Annotated in this window: 50 protein-coding genes and 1 pseudogene; 28 read left to right on the top strand and 23 right to left on the bottom strand. The window is 58.5% G+C overall.

Annotated features, from left to right (window positions below; genetic code table 11):
- The first annotated feature begins 113 nt into the window (after positions 1–113).
- From GKE73_RS00345 to GKE73_RS00235, 28 genes and pseudogenes are all read left to right on the top strand, one after another.
- The gene (locus tag GKE73_RS00345) at positions 114–539 is read left to right on the top strand and encodes a c-type cytochrome (RefSeq protein ID WP_230368642.1); all 426 of its coding nucleotides are present in this window, start codon (positions 114–116) and stop codon (positions 537–539) included.
- Between the two features lie 35 nt (positions 540–574).
- Positions 575–1,609: a cbb3-type cytochrome c oxidase subunit I gene (locus GKE73_RS00340; RefSeq protein ID WP_280954656.1), complete on the top strand. Its 1,035-nt coding sequence runs from the start codon at positions 575–577 to the stop codon at positions 1,607–1,609.
- A complete protein-coding gene (locus GKE73_RS21925; protein WP_312854319.1) occupies positions 1,609–2,001 on the top strand; it encodes a cbb3-type cytochrome c oxidase subunit I in 393 nt (130 codons plus the stop codon). The genes GKE73_RS00340 and GKE73_RS21925 overlap by 1 nt, the downstream gene beginning before the upstream one ends.
- A gap of 65 nt (positions 2,002–2,066) precedes the next feature.
- Complete coding sequence (locus tag GKE73_RS00335) at positions 2,067–2,345, top strand: cytochrome c oxidase subunit 3 family protein (protein ID WP_230368641.1); 279 nt, start codon at positions 2,067–2,069, stop codon at positions 2,343–2,345.
- 117 nt (positions 2,346–2,462) lie between these two features.
- Positions 2,463–2,663, top strand: coding sequence for a cytochrome c oxidase subunit 3 (locus GKE73_RS00330; protein ID WP_230368640.1), 201 nt, complete (start codon positions 2,463–2,465; stop codon positions 2,661–2,663).
- A gap of 3 nt (positions 2,664–2,666) precedes the next feature.
- The gene (locus tag GKE73_RS00325; protein WP_230368639.1) at positions 2,667–2,990 is read left to right on the top strand and encodes a cytochrome C oxidase subunit IV family protein; all 324 of its coding nucleotides are present in this window, start codon (positions 2,667–2,669) and stop codon (positions 2,988–2,990) included.
- A 9-nt stretch (positions 2,991–2,999) separates the two neighbouring features.
- Positions 3,000–3,803 (top strand): CbbQ/NirQ/NorQ/GpvN family protein, encoded by an 804-nt coding sequence (locus GKE73_RS00320; protein WP_230368638.1) that lies wholly within the window; start codon positions 3,000–3,002, stop codon positions 3,801–3,803.
- 12 nt (positions 3,804–3,815) lie between these two features.
- On the top strand, positions 3,816–5,081 hold the full coding sequence (locus GKE73_RS00315; protein WP_230368637.1) for a hypothetical protein: 1,266 nt from the start codon (positions 3,816–3,818) through the stop codon (positions 5,079–5,081).
- The gene (locus GKE73_RS00310) at positions 5,069–5,641 is read left to right on the top strand and encodes a nitric oxide reductase activation protein NorD (protein WP_230368636.1); all 573 of its coding nucleotides are present in this window, start codon (positions 5,069–5,071) and stop codon (positions 5,639–5,641) included. Before GKE73_RS00315 ends, GKE73_RS00310 begins: the two co-directional genes overlap by 13 nt.
- A 152-nt stretch (positions 5,642–5,793) precedes the next feature.
- Positions 5,794–5,997 carry a DUF3079 domain-containing protein gene (locus GKE73_RS00305; protein WP_230368635.1) on the top strand — a complete coding sequence of 68 codons (204 nt, stop codon included), beginning with the start codon at positions 5,794–5,796 and terminating at the stop codon, positions 5,995–5,997.
- Positions 5,998–6,119: 122 nt separating this feature from the next.
- On the top strand, positions 6,120–6,926 hold the full coding sequence (locus GKE73_RS21920; RefSeq protein ID WP_280954654.1) for a nitrite reductase: 807 nt from the start codon (positions 6,120–6,122) through the stop codon (positions 6,924–6,926).
- Between the two features lie 50 nt (positions 6,927–6,976).
- Positions 6,977–7,849 (top strand): cytochrome D1 domain-containing protein, encoded by an 873-nt coding sequence (locus GKE73_RS21915; RefSeq protein WP_280954653.1) that lies wholly within the window; start codon positions 6,977–6,979, stop codon positions 7,847–7,849.
- Positions 7,850–7,898: 49 nt separating this feature from the next.
- Positions 7,899–8,210: a c-type cytochrome gene (locus tag GKE73_RS00295; RefSeq protein ID WP_230368634.1), complete on the top strand. Its 312-nt coding sequence runs from the start codon at positions 7,899–7,901 to the stop codon at positions 8,208–8,210.
- An 8-nt stretch (positions 8,211–8,218) separates the two neighbouring features.
- A complete protein-coding gene (locus tag GKE73_RS00290; RefSeq protein ID WP_280954652.1) occupies positions 8,219–8,479 on the top strand; it encodes a c-type cytochrome in 261 nt (86 codons plus the stop codon).
- Positions 8,409–9,137 (top strand): annotated as a pseudogene (locus tag GKE73_RS21910) (cytochrome D1 domain-containing protein); the annotation flags it as partial. The gene GKE73_RS00290 and the pseudogene GKE73_RS21910, both read left to right, overlap by 71 nt.
- 101 nt (positions 9,138–9,238) lie before the next feature.
- Positions 9,239–9,685 (top strand): cytochrome D1 domain-containing protein, encoded by a 447-nt coding sequence (locus tag GKE73_RS21905; RefSeq protein WP_280954651.1) that lies wholly within the window; start codon positions 9,239–9,241, stop codon positions 9,683–9,685.
- Between the two features lie 45 nt (positions 9,686–9,730).
- Positions 9,731–10,357: a hypothetical protein gene (locus tag GKE73_RS00280; protein ID WP_230368633.1), complete on the top strand. Its 627-nt coding sequence runs from the start codon at positions 9,731–9,733 to the stop codon at positions 10,355–10,357.
- Positions 10,318–10,686 carry a siroheme decarboxylase subunit beta gene (ahbB, locus tag GKE73_RS00275; protein WP_230368632.1) on the top strand — a complete coding sequence of 123 codons (369 nt, stop codon included), beginning with the start codon at positions 10,318–10,320 and terminating at the stop codon, positions 10,684–10,686. The genes GKE73_RS00280 and ahbB (GKE73_RS00275) overlap by 40 nt, the downstream gene beginning before the upstream one ends.
- Complete coding sequence (locus GKE73_RS00270; RefSeq protein WP_230368631.1) at positions 10,676–11,299, top strand: Lrp/AsnC family transcriptional regulator; 624 nt, start codon at positions 10,676–10,678, stop codon at positions 11,297–11,299. The genes ahbB (GKE73_RS00275) and GKE73_RS00270 overlap by 11 nt, the downstream gene beginning before the upstream one ends.
- Before the next feature lie 2 nt (positions 11,300–11,301).
- Positions 11,302–11,703 carry a siroheme decarboxylase subunit beta gene (gene ahbB, locus GKE73_RS00265; protein ID WP_230368630.1) on the top strand — a complete coding sequence of 134 codons (402 nt, stop codon included), beginning with the start codon at positions 11,302–11,304 and terminating at the stop codon, positions 11,701–11,703.
- A gap of 70 nt (positions 11,704–11,773) precedes the next feature.
- Positions 11,774–12,274: a radical SAM protein gene (locus GKE73_RS00260; RefSeq protein WP_230368629.1), complete on the top strand. Its 501-nt coding sequence runs from the start codon at positions 11,774–11,776 to the stop codon at positions 12,272–12,274.
- Positions 12,187–12,978: a hypothetical protein gene (locus tag GKE73_RS00255; RefSeq protein ID WP_230368628.1), complete on the top strand. Its 792-nt coding sequence runs from the start codon at positions 12,187–12,189 to the stop codon at positions 12,976–12,978. Before GKE73_RS00260 ends, GKE73_RS00255 begins: the two co-directional genes overlap by 88 nt.
- Positions 12,975–13,436 carry a c-type cytochrome gene (locus GKE73_RS00250; RefSeq protein ID WP_230368627.1) on the top strand — a complete coding sequence of 154 codons (462 nt, stop codon included), beginning with the start codon at positions 12,975–12,977 and terminating at the stop codon, positions 13,434–13,436. The genes GKE73_RS00255 and GKE73_RS00250 overlap by 4 nt, the downstream gene beginning before the upstream one ends.
- Positions 13,417–13,728, top strand: a complete 312-nt coding sequence (locus tag GKE73_RS21900) for a cytochrome D1 domain-containing protein (protein ID WP_280954650.1) — start codon at positions 13,417–13,419, stop codon at positions 13,726–13,728. The genes GKE73_RS00250 and GKE73_RS21900 overlap by 20 nt, the downstream gene beginning before the upstream one ends.
- Positions 13,664–14,119, top strand: coding sequence for a cytochrome D1 domain-containing protein (locus GKE73_RS21895; protein ID WP_312854318.1), 456 nt, complete (start codon positions 13,664–13,666; stop codon positions 14,117–14,119). Before GKE73_RS21900 ends, GKE73_RS21895 begins: the two co-directional genes overlap by 65 nt.
- On the top strand, positions 14,026–14,517 hold the full coding sequence (locus tag GKE73_RS21890) for a cytochrome D1 domain-containing protein (protein WP_312854317.1): 492 nt from the start codon (positions 14,026–14,028) through the stop codon (positions 14,515–14,517). The genes GKE73_RS21895 and GKE73_RS21890 overlap by 94 nt, the downstream gene beginning before the upstream one ends.
- A gap of 278 nt (positions 14,518–14,795) precedes the next feature.
- Positions 14,796–15,131, top strand: a complete 336-nt coding sequence (locus GKE73_RS00240; RefSeq protein WP_230368626.1) for a Crp/Fnr family transcriptional regulator — start codon at positions 14,796–14,798, stop codon at positions 15,129–15,131.
- Positions 15,085–15,366 carry a Crp/Fnr family transcriptional regulator gene (locus GKE73_RS00235; protein ID WP_230368625.1) on the top strand — a complete coding sequence of 94 codons (282 nt, stop codon included), beginning with the start codon at positions 15,085–15,087 and terminating at the stop codon, positions 15,364–15,366. Before GKE73_RS00240 ends, GKE73_RS00235 begins: the two co-directional genes overlap by 47 nt.
- A gap of 189 nt (positions 15,367–15,555) precedes the next feature.
- Here GKE73_RS00235 and GKE73_RS00230 read toward each other — a convergent pair whose 3' ends face one another.
- The 23 genes from GKE73_RS00230 to nrdD (GKE73_RS00120) all read right to left on the bottom strand — a co-directional run bounded on the left by GKE73_RS00230 (position 15,556) and on the right by nrdD (GKE73_RS00120) (position 25,814).
- The gene (locus tag GKE73_RS00230) at positions 15,556–15,924 is read right to left on the bottom strand and encodes an FAD-dependent oxidoreductase (RefSeq protein WP_230368624.1); all 369 of its coding nucleotides are present in this window, start codon (positions 15,922–15,924) and stop codon (positions 15,556–15,558) included.
- On the bottom strand, positions 15,917–16,237 hold the full coding sequence (locus GKE73_RS00225; RefSeq protein WP_230368623.1) for an FAD-binding oxidoreductase/lyase: 321 nt from the start codon (positions 16,235–16,237) through the stop codon (positions 15,917–15,919). Before GKE73_RS00225 ends, GKE73_RS00230 begins: the two co-directional genes overlap by 8 nt.
- Positions 16,225–16,683 (bottom strand): hypothetical protein, encoded by a 459-nt coding sequence (locus tag GKE73_RS00220; RefSeq protein ID WP_230368622.1) that lies wholly within the window; start codon positions 16,681–16,683, stop codon positions 16,225–16,227. Before GKE73_RS00220 ends, GKE73_RS00225 begins: the two co-directional genes overlap by 13 nt.
- Complete coding sequence (locus GKE73_RS00215) at positions 16,677–16,937, bottom strand: FAD-dependent oxidoreductase (protein WP_230368621.1); 261 nt, start codon at positions 16,935–16,937, stop codon at positions 16,677–16,679. Before GKE73_RS00215 ends, GKE73_RS00220 begins: the two co-directional genes overlap by 7 nt.
- A complete protein-coding gene (locus GKE73_RS00210; RefSeq protein WP_230368620.1) occupies positions 16,934–17,248 on the bottom strand; it encodes a hypothetical protein in 315 nt (104 codons plus the stop codon). The genes GKE73_RS00215 and GKE73_RS00210 overlap by 4 nt, the downstream gene beginning before the upstream one ends.
- Positions 17,235–17,744: an HAD family hydrolase gene (locus GKE73_RS00205; RefSeq protein WP_230368619.1), complete on the bottom strand. Its 510-nt coding sequence runs from the start codon at positions 17,742–17,744 to the stop codon at positions 17,235–17,237. Before GKE73_RS00205 ends, GKE73_RS00210 begins: the two co-directional genes overlap by 14 nt.
- Positions 17,745–17,755: 11 nt before the next feature.
- A complete protein-coding gene (locus GKE73_RS00200) occupies positions 17,756–18,007 on the bottom strand; it encodes a hypothetical protein (RefSeq protein ID WP_230368618.1) in 252 nt (83 codons plus the stop codon).
- A gap of 63 nt (positions 18,008–18,070) precedes the next feature.
- On the bottom strand, positions 18,071–18,856 hold the full coding sequence (locus tag GKE73_RS00195) for a 2-aminoethylphosphonate--pyruvate transaminase (protein ID WP_230368617.1): 786 nt from the start codon (positions 18,854–18,856) through the stop codon (positions 18,071–18,073).
- Between the two features lie 80 nt (positions 18,857–18,936).
- Complete coding sequence (locus GKE73_RS00190; protein WP_230368616.1) at positions 18,937–19,140, bottom strand: hypothetical protein; 204 nt, start codon at positions 19,138–19,140, stop codon at positions 18,937–18,939.
- Positions 19,141–19,180: 40 nt separating this feature from the next.
- Complete coding sequence (locus GKE73_RS00185) at positions 19,181–19,336, bottom strand: hypothetical protein (protein WP_230368615.1); 156 nt, start codon at positions 19,334–19,336, stop codon at positions 19,181–19,183.
- An 8-nt stretch (positions 19,337–19,344) separates the two neighbouring features.
- Positions 19,345–20,289, bottom strand: coding sequence for an ABC transporter permease subunit (locus GKE73_RS00180; protein WP_230368614.1), 945 nt, complete (start codon positions 20,287–20,289; stop codon positions 19,345–19,347).
- On the bottom strand, positions 20,208–20,558 hold the full coding sequence (locus GKE73_RS00175; RefSeq protein ID WP_230368613.1) for a hypothetical protein: 351 nt from the start codon (positions 20,556–20,558) through the stop codon (positions 20,208–20,210). The genes GKE73_RS00180 and GKE73_RS00175 overlap by 82 nt, the downstream gene beginning before the upstream one ends.
- Before the next feature lie 38 nt (positions 20,559–20,596).
- Positions 20,597–20,896 (bottom strand): hypothetical protein, encoded by a 300-nt coding sequence (locus tag GKE73_RS00170; RefSeq protein WP_230368612.1) that lies wholly within the window; start codon positions 20,894–20,896, stop codon positions 20,597–20,599.
- Between the two features lie 33 nt (positions 20,897–20,929).
- Positions 20,930–21,715: an ATP-binding cassette domain-containing protein gene (locus tag GKE73_RS00165; protein WP_230368611.1), complete on the bottom strand. Its 786-nt coding sequence runs from the start codon at positions 21,713–21,715 to the stop codon at positions 20,930–20,932.
- A gap of 39 nt (positions 21,716–21,754) precedes the next feature.
- Positions 21,755–21,982 carry a hypothetical protein gene (locus GKE73_RS00160; RefSeq protein WP_230368610.1) on the bottom strand — a complete coding sequence of 76 codons (228 nt, stop codon included), beginning with the start codon at positions 21,980–21,982 and terminating at the stop codon, positions 21,755–21,757.
- A 120-nt stretch (positions 21,983–22,102) separates the two neighbouring features.
- Entirely contained in the window at positions 22,103–22,312 is a 210-nt protein-coding gene (locus GKE73_RS00155) for an HD domain-containing protein (protein ID WP_230368609.1), read from the bottom strand.
- 75 nt (positions 22,313–22,387) lie between these two features.
- Positions 22,388–22,639: a type 2 periplasmic-binding domain-containing protein gene (locus GKE73_RS00150; protein ID WP_230368608.1), complete on the bottom strand. Its 252-nt coding sequence runs from the start codon at positions 22,637–22,639 to the stop codon at positions 22,388–22,390.
- Positions 22,636–23,121 (bottom strand): extracellular solute-binding protein, encoded by a 486-nt coding sequence (locus GKE73_RS00145; RefSeq protein ID WP_230368607.1) that lies wholly within the window; start codon positions 23,119–23,121, stop codon positions 22,636–22,638. The genes GKE73_RS00150 and GKE73_RS00145 overlap by 4 nt, the downstream gene beginning before the upstream one ends.
- 9 nt (positions 23,122–23,130) lie before the next feature.
- Entirely contained in the window at positions 23,131–23,400 is a 270-nt protein-coding gene (locus GKE73_RS00140) for a hypothetical protein (protein ID WP_230368606.1), read from the bottom strand.
- A 132-nt stretch (positions 23,401–23,532) separates the two neighbouring features.
- Positions 23,533–24,264, bottom strand: coding sequence for a phosphonate metabolism transcriptional regulator PhnF (gene phnF, locus GKE73_RS00135; protein ID WP_230368605.1), 732 nt, complete (start codon positions 24,262–24,264; stop codon positions 23,533–23,535).
- A 218-nt stretch (positions 24,265–24,482) separates the two neighbouring features.
- Positions 24,483–25,205 (bottom strand): anaerobic ribonucleoside-triphosphate reductase activating protein, encoded by a 723-nt coding sequence (locus GKE73_RS00130; RefSeq protein WP_230368604.1) that lies wholly within the window; start codon positions 25,203–25,205, stop codon positions 24,483–24,485.
- Positions 25,186–25,374 (bottom strand): anaerobic ribonucleoside-triphosphate reductase, encoded by a 189-nt coding sequence (nrdD, locus tag GKE73_RS00125; protein ID WP_230368603.1) that lies wholly within the window; start codon positions 25,372–25,374, stop codon positions 25,186–25,188. The genes GKE73_RS00130 and nrdD (GKE73_RS00125) overlap by 20 nt, the downstream gene beginning before the upstream one ends.
- Before the next feature lie 17 nt (positions 25,375–25,391).
- Positions 25,392–25,814, bottom strand: coding sequence for an anaerobic ribonucleoside-triphosphate reductase (gene nrdD / locus GKE73_RS00120; RefSeq protein ID WP_230368602.1), 423 nt, complete (start codon positions 25,812–25,814; stop codon positions 25,392–25,394).
- Between the last annotated feature and the right edge of the window lie 17 nt (positions 25,815–25,831).

Below are 25,831 nucleotides of genomic sequence, written 5' to 3'. Positions count from 1 at the left end.
GGATATTTGGTGCTGGAAATCGTTGATTCGAATCAATGCTATTGGAATGCCCAAAACCGTACATTTCGCCGCAGGTGCCGGGCTTGCCGGTACAAGCACTTTAGGAGGACGTGATGAGCGCGAGCTTCACCAAATCGACGGCCCGCAACATCTTTTACGGTGGGTCGGTTTTCTTTTTCCTGATTTTTCTCGGGTTGACCGTGGACACGACCATGGCTGTGCCCAGCCATAACGCCAAGGCGCAACTGAACGAGCAGGTCGCTCGTGGCAAGAAAATCTGGGAAACACGCAATTGTGCGGGCTGCCACACACTGATCGGTGAGGGCGCATTCTTTGCGCCGGAGCTGGGTAATGTTTATGTGCGCCGTGGCCCGGATTTCATCAAGGGCTGGATGAAGGCGATGCCAACCAATGCGCCGGGTCGTCGCCAGATGCCGCAATTTAATCTGAACGATGCCCAACTGGATGATCTGGTGGCGTTCCTGAAATACACCTCGCAGATCAATACCAATAATTGGCCGCCCAATATCGAAGGCTGATCAGTCACGCGATCAATTGCTTCCGGAGAACACACATGAGTAACGCAACAATGGCATCGCTTCGCGTTTGCAAGGCCGAAGTAGGTGACCAGATAAAATACCGCTCGCAAGCGGTGGCCAAGCCCTACTTTATGGCCGCGATTGGCCTGTTTATCGGGCAGATCCTGTTTGGCCTGATCATTGGCCTGCAGTATTTCAAGGGTGACTTTCTGTTTCCCGCTGTGTCGTTTGGTACGGCCCGCATGGTGCATACCAACCTGCTGATTGTCTGGCTGCTGTTCGGCTTTATGGGCGCCGGGTATTACCTGATCCCCGAAGAGTGCGAGCGTGAGCTGTATAGCCCAAAACTGGCGATTGTCACCTTCTGGGTGTTTCTGATTGCCGGTGCGCTGACCATCGTTGGCTACCTCGGTTTGCCATATAACGTGCTGGCGCACCTAACCGGCAATGATTTGCTGCCCACCATGGGGCGCGGTTATCTCGAGCAGCCGCTGATCACCAAGGTGGGTATTGTGCTGGTGGCGCTGTCTTTCCTGTTCAACCTGTCCATGACCTTGCTGTCCGGTCGCAAGACCAGCATCAGCATCGTGATGCTGCTTGGGCTGTGGGGGCTGGCGGTTTTCTTCCTGTTCTCCTTTGTAAACCCTAGTAACCTGGTGCTGGACAAGTACTTCTGGTGGTGGGTGGTTCACCTGTGGGTGGAAGGGGTGTGGGAGCTGATCATGGGTGCCATGCTGGCCTTCGTGCTGGTAAAGGTGACCGGTGTTGACCGCGAAATCATCGAAAAATGGCTGTATCTGATCATCGCCATGACGCTGATTACCGGCATCATCGGCACGGGCCACCATTATTTCTGGATCGGTACGCCGGGCTACTGGCAGCTGTTGGGTTCGATCTTCTCGGCACTGGAGCCTATTCCTTTCTTCATGATGACGGTGTTTGCCTTCAACATGGTCAAACGGCGCCGTCGTGAGCACCCGAATCAGGCCGCCACCTTGTGGGCGCTCGGGACTGGGGTGATGTCTTTCCGGGTGCTGGCGTATGGGGCTTCCCGGGTACGTTGTCGGTAGTGAACTACTACACGCACGGCACGCAGCTCACCGCCGCACACGGGCACATGGCTTTTTATGGTGCTTACGCCATGGTGGTCTTGACCATGATTTCCTACACCATGCCGCTATTGCGTGGCCGCGAAGCCAACAGCCTGCTGGCGCAGAAGCTGGAAAAGACGGCGTTCTGGGTGATGACGCTCTCCATCGTCGGTATTACCTTGTCGTTGACGGCCGCCGCTGTGCTGCAAGTCTCGCTGCAACGCCTGTCCAGCACGCCGCTGTCTTTCATGGAAACCCAAAAGCAGATCATGCCGATGTACTGGGCGCGCTTTGGCTTTGGCCTGTGCTTCTTTAGCGGACTGATGACTTATGTCTCCAGCTTCTTTGTTACCGGCAAGCGCGAACGCTGAGTAACTGCAAACATTGTCTGGAATGAGGCGGCTTTCGGGCTGCCTCTTTGATTTTGGAGGTCGAAATGAGCGTGCAAAGTCTGGCTGGAACCGAGGTGCTACCTGAGCGCCATGTGCCGGGTGATCTGGCCATGTGGTGTTTTATTCTGGCGGAATTGGCAGTATTTGGCGTGTTTTTTCTGGTGTACGGCGTGTATCGGCTGCGTCAGCCGGTGTTGTTTGCGGAAGGACAGTCGCATCTGGCCTTGCTGCTTCCCACGCTCAACACCTTGCTGCTGATTGCGGGGAGTGCCTGCATGGTGGCCGCAGTGAAAAGGTTGGCCGAAAACCGGCAACGTGCCTAGCCGTCAGTCACTGTTGCTGGCCATGGTGTTTGGTGGCGGGTTTTTGCTGTGCAAGATGTATGAACTGGCTGGCAAGTTCATGGCTTAGGCATTACGCTGTCCAGCAATGATTTCTGGATGTTCTACCTGTCGTTGACGGTGTTCCATTTCCTGCATGTGGTGCTGGGCATGGTGATTGTGGCCGCAGTGTGGTGGATGTCGCGTGACGGTCGCTATGGCCCGGGTCGGATGGATGGCGTGGAAACGGCAGCGGCTTACTGGCATATGGTTGATCTGGTGTGGCTGGTGTTGTTTGCGCTGGTCTATGTGGCGCGCTAGCCGATGGTCAAACCCTTATCCGGTATCAAGGATGGCGGGCAGGGCGCGACCTATGCTGTGCTCATGAACTATCCATCCTCTACCCGTCAATTTTTGTTGTGGCTCTGGCTCAGCGGCCTGACCGTGATGGCGGCATTGTTGGCCGAACAGAACCTGTCGCTACGGCATGGAGTTTTGGCTCCGCTGGTGTTGTTGCTGGCTGGAATCAAGGGATTTACCGTGATCGAGCACTATATGGGTCTGCGCTATGCGCCGCGCTGGCTGCGCTTGCTGGTACATGGCTGGCTGCTGCTGGTGACGGGTTTGTTGATCTTGAGTTTTTACTGAGACCTGAACATGAACGCCCCCGCTCCCACCTCCGTGACTGCTCCGTTTTATCAGGCTCAGGGCGAAGAATGTCGCCTGTTTGAAGCCGCCTCGCAGCAGCAATTGCCGGTACTGATCAAAGGCCCGACCGGTTGTGGCAAGACCCGTTTTGTTGCCCATATGGCCGCCCGGCTTGGTTTGCCGCTGATTACCGTTTCTTGCCATGACGATTTGTCTGCCGCCGATCTGGTCGGTCGCCACCTGATTGGTGATGGTCAGACCATCTGGTGTGATGGTCCGCTGACCCGCGCGGTTCGTCAGGGCGGGATCTGTTATCTGGATGAAGTGGTGGAAGCGCGCAAGGACACCACCGTGGTCCTGCACCCGCTCACTGATGATCGCCGCATTTTGCCTATCGAACGCACTGGCGAATTGCTGGAGGCACCGCCATCTTTCATGTTGGTGGTGTCGTATAACCCGGGCTATCAGCATGTGCTGAAAACCCTGAAGCCCAGTACCCGTCAGCGCTTTGTTGCCATGACGTTTGACTTCCCGTCGCCGGAGGTGGAGCTGACTGTACTGATGCAGGAAACCGGTATCTCTGAAACCCGGGCCCGCCAATTGGTCACGCTGGCAGGGCAATTGCGACGGCTTACCGGCTACGATCTGGACGAATCGGTCAGTACCCGCCTGCTGGTATACGCTGCCAAACTGATGATGTCGGGCATGTCACCGCGTCTGGCCTGCCATACAGCGTTGGCCGAACCATTGAGCGATGAAGCCGATACCATTGCCGCGCTATTGGCGGTGATCGATACCCAGTTTCCTCTCTAGAGGCGACGCTCCATGGAAGACATCGTAGGGGGCTGGTGGGACAAGCTGGTGCGCCGTGCGGCTTACCGGGGCTACCCCAAGGCCGCGGTGACACTGGAAAGTATCGCCGGACAGGCGCCGCTGTTTTTTCGCGCCATGGGTGGGGAGGGCAGACTGGTGTTGCGTTCGACGGTGGGGACCGAGCATGGCGCTCGGCGTCGGTTGATTGAGCGACTGGCTGGCACCGGGACCCGGGTGGAACTCGCGTGGAGCGATAATCAGGCGTTTTATCTGCCGGACAAGCTGGATTTGTATCCGGATGCCTCGCTGAATCGCCAATTGTATTTCTGGCTGATTGCCCCGGCAGCCTCTGCGCCGACACAAGGCAACTGGCTGGAACGGAACCGCGCGGCCACGGCGGCTTGCCTCGCCGCCATGCCGGGTCTGGCGCAGGTTTATCAGCGACTGGTGGACGGCTTGCTGCCCATGCGCCCAGATCCGGCCAGATTGCCCAAGGCCGAGGCTGCCGTCGAACGTGCCATTCAGGCCATCCTGCGCCAACCTTCGGCCAACTTGCCGATGCCCGCCATTCTCCAGCCGCCGATGCCGGTCCCGCTGTGGTTGCACCCGACGCCACCGACGGTGGATCAGACCGGCGACGCCGCGCAGAACGAGGCGCAAAACCCCGAGGGTAAGCGGCCGAACCAGCAACACCGCCACCGGCGTTATCGTGCCCAGCGCGTGGTGCAGGATGAGCGGAAAAACGGCATGTTGCTGGTATTTCGCGCCGAAAGCCTGTTTACCCGGGACGAATACGTCAAGGTCAACCGGCACACCGATGAGGATGATGACAATAACGGTGAAGCAGCGGCCGAGGACATGAACCGCTTGTCGATCACGCAGGATGCCCATACCAAATCCAGCCGTCTGAAGTTTGATCTTGACCTGCCCGCTGCCGCTTACGATGACAGCCCGCTGGGCGAGGGGCTGAAGTTGCCGGAATGGAACTGGAAGCAGCAACGATTGGTGGAAGACCATTGCATTATCAAGCCGATGCTGCCACGTGATGCCCATCCTTCGCCCTTGCCGGACAGATTGCAACCGCTGGCACGACGGCTCCGCCGCCAGTTTCAGGCACTGGCACCGGAACGCGTCCGACGCAGCGGCGAAGCCAGTGGCCCGGACATTGATATCGACCGCGTCATCCGTTTTATGGCAGAGCAACGCAGTGGTACGGCAGTGGCGGAGCCGCCGTTATACCAGCCCGGCCGCCGGGCGAACGTAGCTTGGCGTGCCTGACGCTGGCAGATTTGTCGCTCTCCACCGAGAGCTGGGTAGGCGAGGGGCGGGTAATCGACGTGATACGCGACAGCCTGTTGTTGTTTGCCGAAGCCCTGTCGGCCAGTGGTGATGGTTTTGGTCTGTACGGGTTCTCGTCCATCCGGCGGCAGGAGGTGCGCTTGCAGGTCTTGAAGGACTTTGCCGACCGTTACGATGACAACGCGCGCGGCCGCATCATGGCTATCCGTCCCGGTTATTACACCCGTATGGGTGCGGCCATTCGACAAAGCAGCCGCATCTTGTTGCAACAGGCTGCGCAACGTCGCCTGTTGTTGATCATCTCGGATGGCAAGCCCAATGATCTGGATCACTACGAGGGGCGTTATGGCATTGAAGACACCCGGCAGGCGATTCTGGAAGCCCGTCGTGATGGCCTGGTGCCGTTTTGCGTGACGGTAGACCGCGAAGGGAGCGACTATCTGCCCCATCTGTTTGGTCATCGTGGTTATGTGGTGGTGCAGCAGGCACAAACCCTGCCACAGGTATTGACCCGCTTGTACGCCAGTTTTACTCGCTGATGCCTGCCTGAGGTTGATTTTCCTGATCTGTATTCCAAGGGTGTTTTTACTGCTCCCGGCCGATGGCGGCCGGGATTTTTTTGCCACGTGGCAAGGGCAATTTCTTGATTTGTATCCATGCTGGCGGCCGGAGGCAGTGAAACAATCCCATCATGGCCAAAAAATTTCCCATCAATCCGCCACACCCCGAGCGTATCTGCTGGGGCTGTGACAAATATTGCCCGGCAGATTCCCTGCAGTGCGGCAATGGTTCCGGACGTACCCAGCACCCGGTAGAAGTACTGGGAGAGGACTGGTATGAATACGGCGATTGGGGGCTGGAAGACAGCCCGGTATCGTTGCCGGACAAGCCTTGAATGACGTGGTGAAAGGCGGCTGTTGCCGGGCCGGAAAGCGTTGATACGAATCAAGGAGCAGATATGCCGCGGGGATGATGATGCCCCTGTCCTGTGATTACCGTAACGCTGGAGTTCCTACCATGAAGACCCCGAGGCTGTCCCTGCTGACAAAGGGTGCGTTGTTGGCCATATTGCCACTGGCCGTGATAAATGCCCCGGCGGATGCCCCCTCCACCACGACAACCGCCGCTGAGGCCAGATATCAGGGAGCTGCTTCTCCTCTGGTTAATGAGCCTATGCACCAGAATATCAACCCCAAGGCACCGCCCATGACCGAGGCGGAATTTGTACGCGCCAAACAGATCTATTTTGAACGCTGCGCCTACTGTCACGGGGTATTGCGGAAAGGGGCCACCGGTAAACCGTTGACGCCTGACATCACGCTGACTCGTGGTACGGAATATCTCAAGACTTTCATCAAGTACGGCTCCCCGGCCGGTATGCCCAACTGGGGTACATCCGGTGAATTGAGCGATGCTCAGGTCGACCTGATGGCGCGTTATATCCAGCAGGAACCGCCTACGCCGCCTGAGTTTGGCATCAAACAGATGTCGGCCAGCTGGAAGGTGCTGGTGCCGCCGAATAAACGGCCCAAGCACAAGGAAAACAACCCGGATGTCGCCAATCTGTTCTCTGTCACTTTGCGGGATGCCGGTGAGATTGCCCTGATCGATGGCCGCAGCAAGCAGGTTATCAATGTCATCAAAACCGGCTATGCCGTACATATCTCGCGCATGTCGCAATCTGGCCGTTATCTGTATGTGATTGGCCGCGACGGCAAGATCAACCTGATTGATCTGTGGATGGCCAAGCCGGACACCGTGGCGGAAATCCGCATCGGCCCTGGAAGCCCGTTCGGTAGAAACCTCCAAATACAAGGGATTTGACGACAAGTTGGCCGTAGCTTAGCGCTTACTGGCCGCCGCAGTACGTCATTATGGAAGGCAATACCCTCAAGCCGCTGAAGATTGTCGGCACGCGCGGCATGACGATTGACAACGAATACCATCCGGAGCCGCGCGTGGCATCCATTGTGGCCAGCCACTTCAAGCCCGAATTCGTGATCAATGCCAAGGAAACCGGCAAGATCATGATGGTTGACTACTCCGACCTCACCAACCTCAAGACCACCACTATCGATGCGGCCAAATTCCTGCATGACGGCGGCTTTGACACCACCGGGCGTTATTTCATGGTTGCCGCCAACGCCTCCAACAAGGTGGCTGTGGTGGATACCAAGCTTGACAAGCTGGCCGCGCTGGTAGACGTGGGCAAAACGCCGCATCCGGGGCGTGGCGCCAACTTTGTAGATCCGCAGTTTGGCCCGGTATGGGCGACTGGGCATCTTGGTGACGACAGCATCAGCCTGATCGGCACTGACCCGGATAAGCACAAGGCTCAGGCGTGGAAAGTGGTGCGTGTGCTGAAGGGGCAGGGTGGCGGATCATTGTTTATCAAAACCCATCCGAAATCGCATAACCTGTGGGTAGATACTGCGCTGAATCCGGACACGGCATTCAGTCAGAGCGTAGCCGTGTTTGACATCAAGCATCTGGACAAGGGCTTTGTCTCCTTGCCGATCGCCAAATGGGCGGGCCTGGGCGATGGTGCCAAGCGTGTATTGCAACCGGAGTACAACAAGGATGGTAGCGAAGTGTGGTTCTCGGTATGGAGTGCCAAGGACAAGCAGTCGGCCATTGTGGTGGTCGATGACAAGACCCGCCAGCTCAAGGCGGTTATCAAAGACCCGCGTCTGATCACGCCTACCGGCAAGTTCAACGTCTACAACACCCAGCACGATATTTACTGACCAGTCTGAAACGTGGGCCAGACACGTTCTGGCCCACCGGGAGATCAGCATGAAAACATTCGGTATTGCCTTAACTCTGTCTGCTCTGGTTATTCTTTCTGGAGAAGCTCTGGCCGCAACGCCGCAAGGGCTGCTGCAGCAACACAACTGCCCGGCTTGTCACGCTGTCGATCACAAGGTGGTTGGCCCGGCTTATAAGGAGGTGGCAGCCAAATACAGAGGCCAGAAAGTGCTGGCCAAAGTGATGGACAAGGTGAAAAAGGGTGGTTCAGGCAGCTTTGGTGCCATCCCTATGCCAGCGAATCCGCAAGTGCCTGACGCTGACCTGAAGACCATGGTGCAATGGATTCTTACCCAGTAATAAGGCTGTTGCTCTGCGCCGCCTTGCTTGGTTGGGAGCCTTGTGCCAAGGCTGACAGCAAGGTGGTGCAGCCTCCACCCGAGCGGGCCGCATGGCTGCGCCATCTGGTCCGGCAGGACTGCGGTGCTTGTCACGGTTTGACCCTGAAGGGTGGCCTTGGCAGCCCGCTGACTCCTGTGGCACTGGCCGGAAAGCCGGATGACAGTCTGGTCGCGACCATACTCAATGGCCGTCCAGCACACCGATGCCGCCATGGCGGCCGTTTTTGACAGAAGAAGAAGCACAATGGCTGGTTCACTGGTTAAAAGAGGGCGCTACGCCCTGAGTTTGCTGGTCTTATTGCTGGCAGGCTGTGCGAGCCCTGCCTTGCGTGGCACCGGCGACTTGGGCGTTGTGATAGAGCGCGCCAGTGGTAGTGTGCAAGTGGTGGACAACAGCCACCGTCACATGCTGGCACGGGTAGAGGGCTTGGGCGATTTGTCCCATGCCTCAGTGGTATTTTCGCGTGATGCCCGCTATGCGTATGTGTTTGGCCGGGATGGCGCGATCAGCAAGGTCGATCTGCTGACCTTCAGGCTGGTTAAACGGATAGAGCAGGCCAGCAACAGTATCGGCGGCGCCATTTCCTCCGATGGCCGCATTGTCGCTGCGCAAAATTATGAACCGGGCGGCGTGAAGCTGTTTGATGCCGACACTCTGACGCTGTTGTCTGAAGTGAAAACGACGGCAGGAGCGGATGGTAAACCCTCCCGCGTGGTGGGGCTTGCCGACTTGCCCGGTAACCGTTTTGTCTTTTCACTCTTTGATAGCGGTGAAATCTGGATCGTGGATGCGAGTAATCCACGTTCACCGAGCGTAAAAACCTCGCCACATGTTGGCAAAAGCCCGTATGACGGATTAGCCAGCAGCGATGGCCGCTATTATCTGGCTGGCCTTTATGGCGAAGACGGCCTCGCTTTGCTGGATACCGGCACCCGGAACAGGGCGTGCGGCGCATTCTGGATGGCTATGGCCGCGGCCAGAAGGCCATGCCGGTATACAAAATGCCGCATCTGCGTGGTTGGTCCATGGCGGGGGATTACGCTTTTCTGCTTACTATCGGCCGTCATGAGGTGTTGGTGGCTGATAACCGTAGCTGGAAAGAACATGCCCGCGTGCCGGTATTGGGCCAGCCGGTGTTTGTAATGGCCGAACCCACCGGCAAACGGGTATGGGTCAATTTTGCCTTCCCGGATAATGGCGTCGTGCAAGTCATTGATGTGCCGAGCATGCGGGTGATTAAAACCCTGCATCCCGGGCGCGCCATCCTGCATATGGAATTTACCGCGCGTGGCGATGCGGTGTGGTTGTCCAGCCGCGATGACGACAAGCTGGTTGTGGTGGATACCACTACACTGGAAACGGTGGGCGAATTACCTGCGCGCGGGCCTTCGGGGATATTTTTCAGCTGGCGCGCCGCTAGAATGGGCATGTAGATGTATCGCGATATTCACAGCAGTCTTTCGCCACGTACCTTACGTTTGCTGGACGGTTACCAGCGTGATTTTCCCCCGGTTTCCCGGCCGTTTTTGCAGTTGGCAAACGACAGTCCCGACGACTGGAATGAAGCGGAGCTGATCGGGCAGTTGCAGCAGGCTCGCCGCCTTGGCGTGTTGTCACGCCTTGGCTGCATATTTGCTCCCAATACGGTGGGCAGCAGCACTCTCGCCGCACTGGCGGTACCGCCCGAGCGGTTGGAATCCGTGGCGAGTTTTGTCAGCAGCCACGTTGAAGTCAATCACAACTACCTGCGGGCACACCATTTCAATTTGTGGTTCGTTGTGGCGGCGGAGACGGCGGCTGAAGTGGCGCAGGTTCTCTCCCGCATTTATCTTGCCACCGGGCTCAAACCGCTGAACCTGCCTTTGCTGCGCGAATACCATGTTGATTTGGGTTTTTCTTTTCTGCCGGATGGAGACCAAAGCCGTTCGAAGTCACCGCCACCGCCCAGCCTGATGCTGAATTGGCGCGAACGCCGTCTGGTGTCGGCCCTGTCGACAGGACTGTCACTGATGGAGCGGCCCTACCAACAGTTGGGCCGAAAGCCTGCGGCTGGCAAGAGGACGATGTGCTGCAACGGCTGGCGCACTGGCAAAAACAGGGCGTGATTCGCCGCTTGGGCTTTGTCGTCAGCCACCGCGAGCTGGGGTACAAAGCCAATGCCATGTGTGTCTGGCAGATTGATGATCCGGCGCAACGTGAAGCCGTGGCGTTAAGGTTGGCCGAAGAAGCCGCGGTAAGCTTGTGCTACGAGCGACCAGCGCGTTTGCCGGAATGGCCCTATCAGCTGTTTTGCATGATCCATGCCAAGACGGAGGATCAGTTGCAGCAGCATCTGGATGACATTAGCCAACGCCACCAGCTGGAGCATCTGCCGTCTGCGGTCTTGCCATCCCTGCGACGTTATACCCAGCGCGGGGCGCGTTATGGCCGCTGAGGGAATCTGGCAGGCCGATGCGCTGGATACCCGCATCATTGAGCAGCTGCAAGGTGGCTTTCCCTTGCAGCCCAAGCCGTTTGCCGTGGCCGCCGCCAGTTTGCAAACGACGGAAAGCATCCTCCTACACCGGCTGGCCGGGTTGCTAAAGCAGGGAGTGTTGACGCGGTTTGGGCCGATGTACCAGATAGAGCGTATGGGCGGGCGCTTTGTGCTGGCAGCATTGATGGTGCCGGAGGAGCGGTTTGACGAGGTGGCGGCTACCGTCAATGCGTTGCCGGTGGTGGCGCACAATTATCGGCGCGAGCATGCCTTCAACATGTGGTTTGTACTGGCTACCGCCACGGCAGCAGGAATTAACGCGGCCTGTGCTGCCATTGAAGCCGCAACCGGCCTGCCAGTACATGAGTTTCCCAAAGAGCGTGAATACTTTGTCGGCATGCACTTTGCTGTCGGTGGGCAGACCCGAGTGGGAAATATTGAAAGGTCAGCGTTGCCAGTCGCAACGGGTCCGGCGCTAAATCTTGAGGAAGCCGATCATCAACTGGTGCGTGCCACGCAGGCCGGGCTGCCACTGGTGAGCGACCCCGGCAAGTATTGGCACAGCAGCTAGAGATGACCGCCGATGAGGTAGTGCATCGCTTGCAGGGTATGCTGGATTGCGGGGTTATTCGCCGCATTGGCGCGGTCCCCAATCATTACCGCATTGGCTATCGCGCCAATGGCATGGCGGTGTTTGATGTGGCGGATGATCAGGTTGACCGTCTTGGTCAACTGATTGGCCAGCTGGATGTCGTCAGCCATTGCTATCGGCGCCCACGGCATTTGCCGCACTGGCCTTACAACCTGTTTGCCATGCTGCATGGGCCGGATCGAGCCAGTGTGCTGGCGCAGTTGGAGCCCGTCAAAGCGCTTCTGGGCGATGCTTGTCGCGCCAGCGATGTGCTGTTTTCCACGCAGATTCTGAAAAAAGCGGCTTGCGCATCTGAGTGCGGCAAGTGCGCCGGTTTCGGTTGATTGGTATCAAGGAGAAATGGCCGGGCCGGGCCTCACACTCAGCCCATCGTCATTAATCCGGTGTGCCACCATGTTGCGTCTCACCCAATATCTGCAATACCTCCATCGGGGCGGCAGCCAGCCCCGGCCAGAGCGGGCCGCTGCGCGCGGACCGGTGGTGATCTGGAACCTGATCCGTCGCTGTAACCTGACCTGCCAACATTGCTACTCCACTTCAGCCAACAAGGACTTCGCCGGGGAGCTCTCCACCGATGAGGTTTTTGCCGTGATGGATGATCTGGCGGCCTTTGGCGTGCCGGTACTGATTCTCTCCGGTGGCGAACCACTGCTGCGTCCGGATATTTTCCGCATTGGCAAACGTGCTCGCGACATGGGGTTTTATGTCGGGTTATCCAGCAACGGCACGTTGATTAATGCGGAAAATGTCCGCCAGCTGGCCGATACCGGCTTTGACTATGTGGGTATCAGCCCTGGATGGCATCGGTGCCACCCACGACCGTTTCCGCCTTACTGGATGGCAGTTTCGATCTGGCCTTGCATGGCGTGCGGCTGGCCCATCAGGCCGGGATGAAGGTGGGCGTACGCTACACCATGACCGAAGACAACGCGCATGACTTGCCGTCCTTGCTACAGCTGGTGGCAGACGAGGGCATCGAAAAGTTTTATTTCTCGCACCTTAACTACGCCGGGCGTGGCAACAAGCACCGCGCCGATGATGTGCGTCATGCCCGGACACGCTGGGCCATGGATTTGCTGATTGAGTCGTGCCCGGCCATATTCGCGCCGGAGCCGCCAAGGAATTTGTCACCGGTAACAATGATGCCGATGGTGTTTATCTTTTGTATTGGGCCGCCCGGCATTATCCGGCGCTGCTGGCTGGGCTTCGGCAGCGGCTGGAAGCCCTGGGGTGGCAATGCCAGCGGCGTAAACGTGGCCAATATTGATAACCTTGGCAATGTGCATCCGGACACCATGTGGTGGAAAGTACAACTGGGCAATGTCCGGCAGCGGCCGTTTTCGGTCATCTGGCAGGATGTTTCCCATCCGCTGATGGCCGGGCTGAAGCAATCCCCGCGGCCGGTGGGCGGGCGCTGCGCCACCTGCCTCCACTTGGCTATTTGCAACGGTAATACCCGGGTGCGCGCCCTGGAGTTGACTGGCGATTTCTGGGCGGCTGATCCGGCCTGCTATCTCACGGATGAGGAAATCAGCCGGATGCCGGGGCATGATGATTTACCGGTGCCTTCTACATGGCTGGATGAGGTGGGCGCATGAAAACACCGCTGTTGACGATCATGATCGCTGCCATGACGCTGTTGCCCCGGTTATCCTTGGCCGATCCTGCTGCTTTGTATCAGCAAAACTGCCAGCAATGTCATGGCGTGGACCGCATGGGCGGGATGGGGCTTACTCTGTTGCCGGAAAGCCCGGACCGGCTTAAACCGGCCGAGGTTGCCGACACCATTCGCCATGGTCGCCGGGCGACGCAGATGCAGGGCTTTGCTGGCAAGTTGGCCGAATCCGATATCCTGTCACTGGCTTTATTATCTGAATACACCACCTGCCCAGCCGCCGCGCTGGCAGGTGGCGGACATGCTCGCCAGCCACAAGCAGGTGGTGGACGAAGCGCGCTTGCCTGCCAAGCCGGTGTTTTCGGCCAACCCCATGAACCTTTTTGTGGTGGTGGAAGCCGGAGATCATCATGTCACCATCATGGATGGCGATACTTTTAAGCCGATCAGCCGTTTTGCCAGCCATTACGCCCTGCACGGCGGCCCCAAGTTTTCGCCGGATGGCCGGTTTGTCTATTTTGCCAGCCGCGATGGCTGGGTGACTCAGTATGATTTGTACAGCCTGCAAGTAGTGGCGGATATCCGTGTCGGGCTGAACACCCGCAATCTGGCGGTATCGGACGATGGCAAATGGGTGCTGGCGGGCAACACCTGCTTAAGCAACACTGGTGCTGCTGGATGCCCATGGTCTGAAACCCGTTCGCACCTATCCGGTGGTCAGCCAGACGGGTAAACCGTCACGCGTTTCGGCCGTATACGAGGCGGCACCGCGGCACAGCTTCATCGTGGCGCTGAAAGATGTGCCAGAGTTGTGGGAAATCCCCTATAACACGCCAGCCGAAAGGATCCGGCCACGCTTGGCGCACGGCCAGCATCCGGACAAAGCCCCGGCGGCAGCCGCGCTCAACCCGATAGTTACGTCACTGGATATGGTGCTGGACGATTTCTTTTTGATCCGGCATACCGTCACGTACTGGGTGCATCGCGTGATGGCCGGGCCGAAGTCATCAGCCCGGATAGCCATCGCAAGGTGCGTGATCTGGCCTTGGGTGGCATGCCGCATCTGGGGTCTGGCATCACTTTTGAACGGGGTGGCCATCGCTATATGGCAACGCCTAATCTGAAGGGAGGGCAGGTCACCTTTGTTGATATGGACAGCTGGCAGGTGGTGAAGAACATCAACTTGCCCGGCCCCGGGTTTTTTCTGCGCAGCCATGAAAACACGCCGTACGCTTGGGCTGATTCGATGATGAGTGCGCATAAGGATATGCTGACTATCATTGATAAGCGCACCATGAGCGTGGCACGACAACTGGTGCTGCGGCCGGGCCTTACCACGGCGCATGTGGAATTTACCCGGGACGGGCGCTACGCCTTGGTGTCGGTGATGCAAAACCCCGGTGAACTGATTGTGGTGGATGCGCAAACGTTTGCCGAAGTGGCGGCTTTGCCCATGATGAAGCCTATTGGCAAATACAATGTCTTCAACAAGGTGAATCGTTCGGAAGGCACCAGCCACTAGCCGGGTCGGCTGTTTTGATTGCCAGACTACGCCGGTCGAACTAGCCGCCTCCATGCTTCGTGCGTATGGAGGCGCTATGGTCATTAGCCTATGCTCGCCAGCATGGGTGGTATGTGCCTGTTGGAAATGGCTCTGCCGGTTATCCACCCGGTCTGGAATACGGAAACTACCATGCCTACTGTCGATATACCTGCGTTTTTGCGTCATCAACCGCTGTTTCAGGAGCTGTCTGAAGAGCAGATTCAGGCTCTGGTGCCTTTACGCACGAAGTGCGGGGGATGAAAGGCCAGACCGTGTTCCAGAAAGGCGACCCTTGTGACGGCATGTTTCTGGTGGTGTATGGCCGGATAAAACTGGCTATTTCGTCGTCGCAGGGCAGCGAAAAGGTGATGGAAATTGTTCACCCCGGGCAGAGTTTTGCTGAAGCCGTGATGTTCCCCGGGCGCCCTTGTCCGGTCATGGCACAGTTTCTGGAAGATGGATTCCTGTTAAAGGTTGACGCACAAGCCATCTATCAGGCCATTGAGCGAGACCCGGCATTTGCCCTTACTTCTGGCGGGCCTGTCGATGCGCCTGCATGGCTTGGTCAGGGATGTGGAGCGCTATTCCATTGAAAATTCGCTGCAGCGGGTAACGGGCTACTTGCTGCAAAATGTTGATCCGCAAGCAACGGGGCTGCCCGTTGTGACATTGCCTGTTAACAAGAACCTGATCGCTTCGCGGCTCAATCTGACACCGGAAACCTTTTCCCGCATGCTGCACCAACTGACCGAATCCGGGCTGATTGAGGTTAATGGCAGGGAAATCGTGCTGCTGGATGCCGATCGTTTGCGTGGCAGGGTTGGCTGACGTCAGTCTTTGTGACCGAGCGCTGCCAGCGACTCTCTGGCAGAGGGCTTCTCGGCTAAAGTTCAGCCGGTCGCCGGTCGCCGGTCGCCGTTTGGCGCTTGGCTAGGTGTGGCTTGAGTCTGTTGTCATTCCATACAAAAGCGACGGCGGTGCTTCCGGCCATCCGCTCGCCATTTCAGTCGGCCTTGCTTACCATGCTGGCAAACCCCGCGATTCGTTGGTCCCACCAGCTTGGTGTTCTGGCTGCATCGTGCGCGCGTTCCAGCCCTTTAGGATTGCTCCGCGTACCGCCATGGCTCCGCACCAGCGCAGCGGTTCGGGTGGGAAATGTTGCAGCGGGCCTCGTGTTAGGCCGCAGCTTTGCCATTCATCAGTACGCTCTAGCAGCAGTGACGCAAGAATATGCCCGCCCAGATAGCTCTGTACGACCCCGTTGCCGGAATAACCCATACCGTAGAATACGCGGCGATGGCCCGGTAGTTGGCCGAAAAAGGGGAAGCCGGTGGCCGATCGATCCGAGGCGCCGGTCCAGCTTTGTGTGACCGGAATATCAGCCATCGCCGGGAAAAAAGCGTGCCAATGCATGCTGTAGTTGGCCCTGATAGGCGCTGGGAGCATCGAAGTAATCATGAAGCCGGTTGCCAAAAGCAATGCGATTGCCGCCCTTGCCCAACATCAGTCGCCCGTCCGGGGTGCTGCGCCAGTAGTGGACGAAGGTGCGTAGGTCACATACGGCCTGACCGCGATCAAGCCCGATCTGTGCCATTAGTGTTGGTACCGGTTCAGTGATGATCATGTCGGATGAAACCAGCAGCACCGTGTTGCCCAAAGCCGGAAATTGACGTGGCATGTCGGCATTCAATGCCAGCACAGCCCTGGTCGGCCAGTACCCGGCCCCGCGCCGTTTCCACGACCACCTTGCCGTGCTCGGCAATCCGGGTCATGGCACTTTGTTCGTACACCGTCACCCCCATGGCCCGTGCCACCCGCAGCAAGCCGCGCACCAGCTTGGCCGGTTGCAAGCCGCTCTACCGCATCGGTGATAAATCCTGCCTGCATGGCGGGACTACCGCTCGCTGCACGGGTGGCGGCATCATCCAGCGGCTGCCAGCGGTTTCGGCCAACCTTTGCCAGTGCGGCCAGTACGCCGTCCAGCGACCCAAGCTGTGCACGGTTACTGGCGGCGTAGACGGCCCCGCCCAGCCGAAGGTCAGCATCAATGCCGTGTTCGAGGCAGAAGTTGGCAATATCGAAGACCGCTTGTTCCGATGCCGCTACCAGCCGTTGTGCTTCAGCTTCCCCAAACAGCTTCACCAAGGACAGATACTTGGTCGACCAGTCAGCATGCAGCCACCGTTGCGGCCGGAAGCACCGTTACCGCAATGTGCCTTTTCCAGTAGCACGATGCGCCAGTCTGGCCGGGCTTGCCGACACTGGAAGGCTGTCCACAAGCCGGTGAAGCCGCCGCCGATGATGCATACATCAGCAGCTTCCTCGCCTTGCAGCGGCGGCTGCGGCCGGACATCTTCTGCCGCCAGCGCTTCGGCAAACCAGAATGGCGACTGGTTCATGGACGCTCACCGGCGGCGAGGCGTGCTTCGATGCTATCCAGTACGGCAGGGAGCTCGTTGATGGTGTCGATGACATAGTGCGCACCGGCGACCTGTAGCATGGCAGTGGCGGGTAGCCGTTTCTGTGCCTGCTGTTCCGGGGTAAGTGCCGCCCACTCTGCCGCCGTGAGGCCGACGGCATTACCACTGGCCGACAGGCCAACCGTCCACATGGCGTGCAGGCCCTCGCTGATGCCGGGCGCAGTGTCGTCCACTTTTACGCAATGGCGCACGTCGCTTACCGCCAGCGCCAGCACGTTATCCAAAGCCATCCAGGCCGGGGCGGCCGCCAGCGGCTAGATCATCGGTTGCCACCGTATGGTCCGGTGAGTAGCCCGCCGCGGCGGCCAGCGGCAGCAGCTTGTCCATCACCACGCGTGGATAACCGGAACAGCTCCCGATCTTCAGTCCGCGTTCACGTAGTTGCCTAACGGTGGCGATGGCGCCCGGAATCGGTGCCGAGTATTCACCCACACGCTCCACTTGTAGCGGCATGAAGCGCTGGTACAACTCGTCCACATCGGCGTCGTTCATGTCGCGACCAAAGCGTGCGCGCCAGCGTTCGGCCACGCTGGGTAGTCGGCCAAGCGACTGGATATGATCCCACTTGGCCAGCCCCATTGGTACGCGGGCTTCTTCCATGCTCACCGGCACCCCAATGGCCGCAAACACGTCGATCAGGACCTGAGTTGGCGCGAAAGAGCCGAAGTCGACCACAGTGCCAGCCCAGTCAAAAATGACGGCTTCCAGATGTTGATAACGTTGCATGCGGTATTTCCTTATTGGATCCAGCCAAGCTGGCGCAAGGTATCGACGATGGCGTGGCAAGCCTGTTCGATTTCCGCTATGTCGATGGCGCCAATGCAGCCAACGCGGAAGGTTTCCTGACTGGTGAGCTTGCCGGGGTACAGCACGAAGCCGCGTTCTCGCACCGCTTCGTAGAAGGTCTGGAACTGGTAGTCCGGGTGGGCTGGTGCATGAAAGGTCAGGATGATGGGAGCCTGTAGCGTAGGCGGCAGGAAGAGCTGCAATCCGGCTTTAGTGAGGTGCTGTTGCAGGCGTGCAGCGTTGGCCGAATAGCGAGCCAGACGCGCTTACTGACCACCTTCGGCGAGGTATTGGTCAAGTGCGGAGCGCAGTGCGGCAACGACATGGGTCGGTGGGGTGAAGCGCCATTGCCCGGTTGCCTGCAGGTAGTCGTACTGCGCCACAAGATCCAGCGCCAACGAATGGCTATTGCCACGACTGGCCATCAGGCTATCGCGGTTGGTAATCACGAAGCCCATGCCGGGCACACCTTCCAGACACTTATTGCTGCTGGCGATTAGTGCATCGATATTGAGTGCCGCCACGTCGATGGGCAGTGCGCCAAAGCTCGACATCGCATCGACAATTAACCTGCGCCCGGCGGCGCGCACCACCGTGGCAATCTCAGCCAAGGGGTTGAGGATGCCGGTACTGGTTTCGCAGTGGATCAGGCCGACATGGCTGATTGTCGGGTCGTTCTCAAGCCGCCTCGCGACGACTTCGGCTGATGGCGGGGTATCGTCAGCCGTTTCGTATACCACCACTTCGCGGTGCAGGTATTGCGCGATTTGTACCATGCGTTTGCCGTAGGCGCCCCCCACCAGCACCAGTAGCTTTCCGGTGGGAGGCACCAGATTGCCGATGGCTGCCTCGACAGCAAAGGTTCCGGAGCCTTGCTGCGGTACGCAGACATGGCTGTTGCCACCGTTGACGATCTGCAGCAGGTCACGACATACGCTGGCGGTCAGTTCATTGAAACGGCTGTCCCAAGAGCCCCAATCGGTGAGCATGGCGGTCTTGGTCGCTAACGAAGTGGTTAGCGGGCCGGGGGTCAACAGGATGGGTTCTCGCATGATATCTCCAGTCATCTAGATGTCTTGTCGGGCTCAAATAAACCGGGCAAGTCGCCCGGTGGTGTGTGGGTCAGATCGGGTCAGCGCCAGCGCTGGCTATGGCGCAGCAGGCCCTGCGACAGCAGCATGAACAGCAGGCAAACGGCGGCGGAACTTGCCACGATCAGCGTCGCCATGGCGGCTGCGGCGGCGGTATCGCCTGCGTCGTCCATGTTCAGTACCGCCACGGCGGCCAGCACACTGTCCGGGGTGTACAGGAAGATCACGGCGGACACCGTGGTCATTGCCGAGACGAAGAAATAGCGGGCGATTTCCGTGGATGGCTTACAGGCAGGTTGGCAGCGTGACGCGCCACAGGGTGGTCCATAGTGGCACCTTCAGTGAGGCAGCCACCGACTCGAATTCCGGGGGCATTTGGGCCAGTGCGGTGCGCGCCGTCAGGTGGGCCGTGGTATAGAAGTGCGCCACCGAGCACAACACCAAAAGCGCTAGCGTGCCGTATAGCCCATGTAGCGGATTGGCGGGGTCGTTGAAAAAAAGATGTAGCCCAAGCCCAGTACCAAGCCCGGCACGGCCATCGGCAGCATGGCGATGGCGTGCAGCAACTGGCCGGTTAGCCCGGCTGAGGTCAGACGGGTGCTGCACCACGCTCCGAGAAACACCAAAACTGTCCCGGCCAAAGACGTCCAGAGCGCCATCTTCAGACTGTTGCCAAACGCCAGCCAGCCCCCGCCGTCTACCATATCGAAATCGAAATGTTGCAGGGTGAAGCCAAGCTGGTAGGGCCACAGCTGCATAAAGGCCGCAGCGATTGCTGTCCCCAGCAGCGCTAGCAGGGCGAGCGCCACGGTGGCACAGAACACCACCGCGAGCAGACGAATCCCGATGTGGTGCAGCGGGGTCAGCGGCTGGGCACGCGTCGAGAGCTGCCCACGTTGATGGCGTTGCAACCAACGGTCGATGGCAAAAGACAGTAACGCCGGAAGTAACAGCATCAGGCCAATGACGGCGCCGCGAGGAAAGTTCTGCTGGCCAATCACCTGTTTGTAGGCCTCAATCGCTAGTACCTGATACTGGCCGCCGATTACCTTGGCGACACCGAAGTCGGTGATGACCAGAGTAAACACCACCAGTGCCGCTGACACTAAACCGTAGCGGGTGCCGGGCAGTGTGATGGTCAGGAATTGGCGCAGCCTGCTGGCTCCCATCGTGCGCGCCGCTTCGTACAGTCTGGCGTCACCCACGGCCAGTGCTGTCAGCAGGATCATCAGCGCGTGTGGAAAGGTGTAGAAGGCCTCGCCCAGTACAATGCCTAAGAAACCATAAATGCCGCCGTCGGGAAACCAGGACTTCAGCAGACCCTGATTACCAAACAGATAAACCAGCGAGATACCGGGCAGTAGCGATGGTGCCAGCAGCGGAAGCAGTGCCAATAACCGGAACAGCCCACGCAGAGGCAGTGCGACACGAGTGAGGCCCCATAGGCATAACCATAGGCCAGTGGCACCACTAGCAGTGTGGTAGCGAGTGCCGCTTTCAGGCTGCCCGCCAAAGCGGTGACGAAGCCGGGTTGAGCTAACGTCCGGGTAATCTGGGAGAAGCTTACAAAGTGCCCATCATCGCCTGTCAGCGCCTTGCTCAGGATGGTCGCCAGTGGTAACAGCACCGCCAGCAGCAACAGTAGCAACAACAGCCAGTTCAACCCGAGCGCAATACGTTCGTCCCGACTTCTGGCCAGCCTTACGAGGTAGAAGAAGGCTGATCATGCCGCGCCCCCTTGCCGGGCGAATACGCGCACCCGGCCGGGTTTAGTGACACCGGCACACGTTGTTGCAGACGGATGTTGAGTTGCATCAGTTTGGCGTGGCTCAGATCAGCCATTACGTTGGCCGAACCCCGTGCGGGTACATGCAGACCAACGCGGTATACCGCTCCGAGCAGCTCCAGCTTGGTAATGTCGGCCAACGAGGCATGGGGAACGGCGGCCCCCCGGCGGGTGCAGTTCGATATCCTCCGGACGGACAAACAGCTCCGCCTCATCACCGGCCTGCAGTCCGTGCGGGCACGGCAGGGTCAGGGTGTGTTCGCCCAACATCGCGCCATTTCCATTATTGAGCTGCACCGGCAGCCAGTTACCCCGCCGACAAAGCTGGCGACAAACCGGCTGGCAGGCTCAAGGTAAACCTCGAATGGCGAACCGCTTTGCTCGATACGGCCACCGTTCATCACGATTACCCGGTCAGCCATGGTCAACGCCTCTTCCTGATCGTGCGTCACCATAATGGTAGTGATGCCCAGTTTCTGCTGTAGCGCGCGAATCTCGCGACGCAAGTGCTCGCGCACACGGGCGTCCAGCGCTGACAAGGGCTCGTCCAGCAACAGCAAGCTTGGGGAGGTGGCCAACGCGCGCGCCAAGGCCACACGTTGTTGCTGCCCGCCGGACAGCTGGGCCGGATATTTGGCGGAAATACTGTCCAGTCCGACCAGTGCCAATAGTTCGCTGACCCGTCGCCGCTTGTCTTCGCTACGGCCTTTCAGCCCGTAGGCGATGTTGTCAGCCACATTCAGATTAGGAAACAAGGCGTAGCTCTGGAACACGATGCCGTAATCGCGTTCTGCCGGGGCGCAGCGGGTGATGTCGCGGTCGTGTTGGCGGATGTAACCGGCATCCGGCAGGTCCAGCCCGGCGATCTGACGCAATAGAGTGGTTTTACCGCAACCGGATGGGCCGAGCAGGCAGACGAATTCGCCCTTGCTGACATTAAGGTTCAGCGAGTCCAGCACAATTTGCTGTCCAAAGCGTTTGCTGATTCCGCTGAGTTGCAGGTAAGGCGGCGTTGAGTGGGAACGCTCGGCCAATTGCAGCTTTTGTTGCAGAAAGGTGGGGGCTGTCCATGATCATGCTTTCAGCACGGTGGCGGCAATGGCTCGGTAGTGCTCTAGTGGTGGCGTAACCAGATCCGGCGTTTTGGCCATGTCATCGTAGCGACGCAATGCCAACGCCTCTGTCGCATAGGCCCGGTTAGAGAAGCGTTCGGCTTCTGCCAGAGACATCGGCCCGCCTTGCAAGGCCAGTGACTGGCGTGAGGTGACCGACAGCGTGTCGTAATAAGCTGGGTGGTGCACAGGTAGCGCTTGGCGGCGACGTGCAGCAGGATCGGTTGCCGTACATCATCGGCAAATAGTCCGGCCAACACCTGTGCGGCCAAAGCTTCGTGGCAATCATTGAGGCCACGGGCCACATCGTCATCGTTTTGTTCGGCAAACGATATGGCCGATGTCATGCAGAAGGGCGGCCGTGATCAAGGCGGCATTGGCGCCGTCGCGCTCGGCGGCGAGAGCGCTTTGCAAAGCATGTTCGAGCTGGCTGACGGTTTCGCCACCGTACAGGGTCTGACCACGGTTGACCATCAAGGCAAACAGTTCATCCAGCGATTCAATCTTGGGGTGAATCATAATGATTTCCCGCCATGGGGCGCATCGCTTGCGAGGCCGCGGCCCCGCCGCGCTCAGACGGAGGGGCCGGACGGTTTACTTCGGTTCAGACTTGGCGTCGTAGCGGCGAGTCCACTCGGTCAGGATACGTTCGCGGTTGGTCGCGGACCAACGCAGGTCTTGTTTGACCAGACGGTGTTCGTAGTTGGCCGGGATGAGAGGGTTGGGTTTGGCGATGCCGTGCATGGCGACGATGGCGAAGTTCTTCTCGTAAAGCTCATTGGCCGATTGCGAGGCAGACCAGTCAGCCAGCTTGTGGGCGGCGTCCAGATTTTTGGTGCCTTTCATGATGGCCGTGGCTTCCAGATCCCAGCCCAGCCTTCTTTCGGGAACACCACATCAATCGGCGCACCGCTTTCTTTCAGCTTGGCTGCACGGTATTCGAACGAAATGCCGATGGGGAACTCGCCAGCGGCTGCCTGCTTACACGGTTTCGAACCGGAGTGGGTGTACTGGGCAATATTCTGGTGCAGTTTGTCCATGTAGGCCCAGCCCGCTTTGTCGCCGAACAGCTGTAGCCGTGCCGTTACGTCGAAATAGCCGGTGCCACTGGAGGCCGGGTTCGGCATCACGATCTTCCCCTTGTATTCTGGCTTCAAGAGGTCTTTCCAGCTCTCGGGTTTTTTCAGCCCCAACTTGGCTGCTTCCGCAGTGTTAAAGCAGATGGCAGCACCCCATACGTCCATGCCCACCCAACGCGGCGGAGTGTTGTTGTCCACATACTTCTTGGAAAGCTTTGCTACGTTCTTCGGTGCGTAAGGCTGCAGCATGCCCTCTTCTCAAGCACCAGTAGCGAGGATGCTGCCACTCCCATTACCACGTCGGCTTGCGGTCGGGATTTTTCGGCCAACAGCTTGGCCGTGATCACGCCGGTGGAGTCGCGCACCCAGCGTAGTTTGATGCCCTGGATTTTCCTTCTCAAACTTCTGCTGATAAGCCTTGAGTTGGTCGGCTTCCAGAGCGGTATACACGGTAAGGGTCGTGTCAGCGGCGGCGTAAAAGCTGGCCGTGTACAGGGCAGTCGCGATAAGAGGGCGGATAGGCAGCATGTCGATAGCCTCGTTGCGGGTGGTTGTAAGGACAAGCGCACTGTATCCGGCTAACGTTACAACTTATTTACATCTAGACGTCTAGATGTCTAGATTTTTTTGAAGATCCCCGCTTGGCGATGGACAACTGCCTTACAGCCCCTCTGGCAAGACCTCAATCTGTACGCTATCGCCGCTAAAACGGGTGATGCCGTACTCGATGGGGGCTCCATTGGTATCTGCGTACACGCTTTCGATGTACAGGACCGGCTGTTGCTTACCTTGCCGCAGTGCAGCGGCAACTTCCGGGTTTGGCAAGCGGGCGCTGATGCGGCTCAATACACGCTGGAAACTGGCAATGCCAAAATTTTTGAAGGCATCGCTGGTGCTACGGCTTGCGCGATAGATGTCGATGAAGCCATCGAAGCGGGGAAGCGGGAAATATTGCGTGCAAACACTCACCACCTTGCCATCAGCCAGGTCCAGTGATTCCACACGTAGCACAGGATTACCCGGCGCGATCTGCAGCAGGTTTGCCACCGGCTCGCTGGCGGGTTCGAAATGGCTGGACTGGATATCAACATCACTGACCAAATGCTGGTCTGACAGGCTGTGTGAGAAGCGACTGCTCTTGCCCAGCCGATAGGCAATCATCTCTTCCTGTACAAATGTGCCGCGCCCACGTTCTATACGGATTAGCCCCTTCTGCTGCAGGCTCTGAATGGCCTGACGCACGGTGTGACGGTTGACACTGAAACGCTCGGCTAACGCCTGCTCGTTGGGTAGACGGCCGGTCAGCTTGCGGGAAAGAATTTCCCGGCTCAGAGTGGTTTCGATCTGCATCCACAACGGGATGCCGGTAGGGCGTGTAATACGGGCAGTCATGTTGGCGAGCGAGAACAGGGATGCGCGAAAGATAGCACTTTTAAGGGCCAAGCAGCAGAGCGTTTCGACTGCCTCTGTGCTTTCGGCAACCCTCTTCAAATTGAGTGACTTTGCCCCCCAATGCCATGCACAGCACTTTGCCGTGAAGCGACGTCGGTACTGCGCAATAGGCTGACAGTAGCCGACGCCGTGCCTCAGGACGTTTGAGAGAGAAGCGTTCAGTCCGCTTTGCGCACGATCAGCGTATCAAACAGCTGCCGTAGCTGTGCCATGAGAGCGGTATCGGGATAATCCGCAGGCAAGTGACCCGCAAGTTGATGGTCCTTGGTGCCCTCCATCCGGAAACATTGCAATGCATAGTGCCGGACGCCCATGGCCGCTATTTTGTGGGCTAGCTCTGTCACCTGAGCATCGGTATGCAGTGATGGATGCAAGGTTGTACGGCATTCGTAGGCGACGCCGCTGTCGAGCAGCATCGTCAGCGCCTCGCGGGCAGGCGCTCCGCTACCGGCCACAGCGGTGATCGTTTCGTAATCGTCAAAGTTGGTCTTGATATCAAGACCCACCCAATCGGCCAGCTTCAACGCCTCGGCGAAGCGTGCCGGATAGATGCCGCCACTGTGCAGGCCGACCAGAAACCCCATCCGGCGTACCTCTGCCATGGCGGCTGGCAGCGCCGGGTCGAGCGTCGGCTCTCCGCCGCTGAATACCACCGCGTCAATCAAGCCACTTCGGCGTTGCAGCAGGTCGAAAAACCGGGCCCATGCTACGGGTTGGCGAGTCGCGCGTGGCTGCAAATGAGGATTATGGCAGTAGTGGCAGCGCCACGGGCAGCCTTGCACAAAGACAACTGCGCTGAGCTTACCCGGGTAATCGGTGGCAGAGAACGGCGTGACGCCACCGATACAGAGCGCGTTAGCCTCAGTGGCTGAGTTTGGCACGCTCTTCCTTGAAGCTGATGCGCTCGTTGAATTCACCTTGTTTCCCGATGTTGAACGAACTGACCGGTCGGTGATAGCCCATTACACGGGTCCAGATTTCACACGGCTGACGTTCGGCGTCACACAACTGTGGTTCGGCCTGATTGGATGCTACGGTTTGCTGATACATGTTTTTCTCCTTGCTAATTAAGCGGTTGTACGGTGTTTCTTGGCCAGCAGATCGGCATCGCATTTTGGACAAAATGGATGCTTGCCAGCCAGATAGCCGTGCTTCGGACAGATTGAAAATGTTGGGGTGATGGTGATGTAGGGCAGGGAAAAACGGCTGAGTGCGCGTTTGACCAGTTCACGGCACGCCCCGGGGCTCGATACCGGCTCTTCCATATACAAATGCAGTACTGTGCCGCCGGTGTATTTGCGTTGTAGCTCGTCCTGCAATTCCAGTGCTTCGAAGGGGTCTTCGGTGTAGCCGACAGGCAGTTGTGACGAGTTGGTGTAGTAGGGCTGGTCATCGGAGCCAGCCTGCAGAATATCGGGGTAACGCTTGCGGTCTTCCTTGGCAAAGCGGTAGGTCGTACCCTCAGCCGGGGTGGCTTCCAGATTGTACATATGGCCGGTTTCCTCCC

Source organism: Paludibacterium denitrificans (assembly GCF_009707705.1).
In the GTDB taxonomy this organism is placed as follows: domain Bacteria; phylum Pseudomonadota; class Gammaproteobacteria; order Burkholderiales; family Chromobacteriaceae; genus Paludibacterium_A; species Paludibacterium_A denitrificans.
This window is presented reverse-complemented; position numbering and strand designations above follow the sequence as displayed.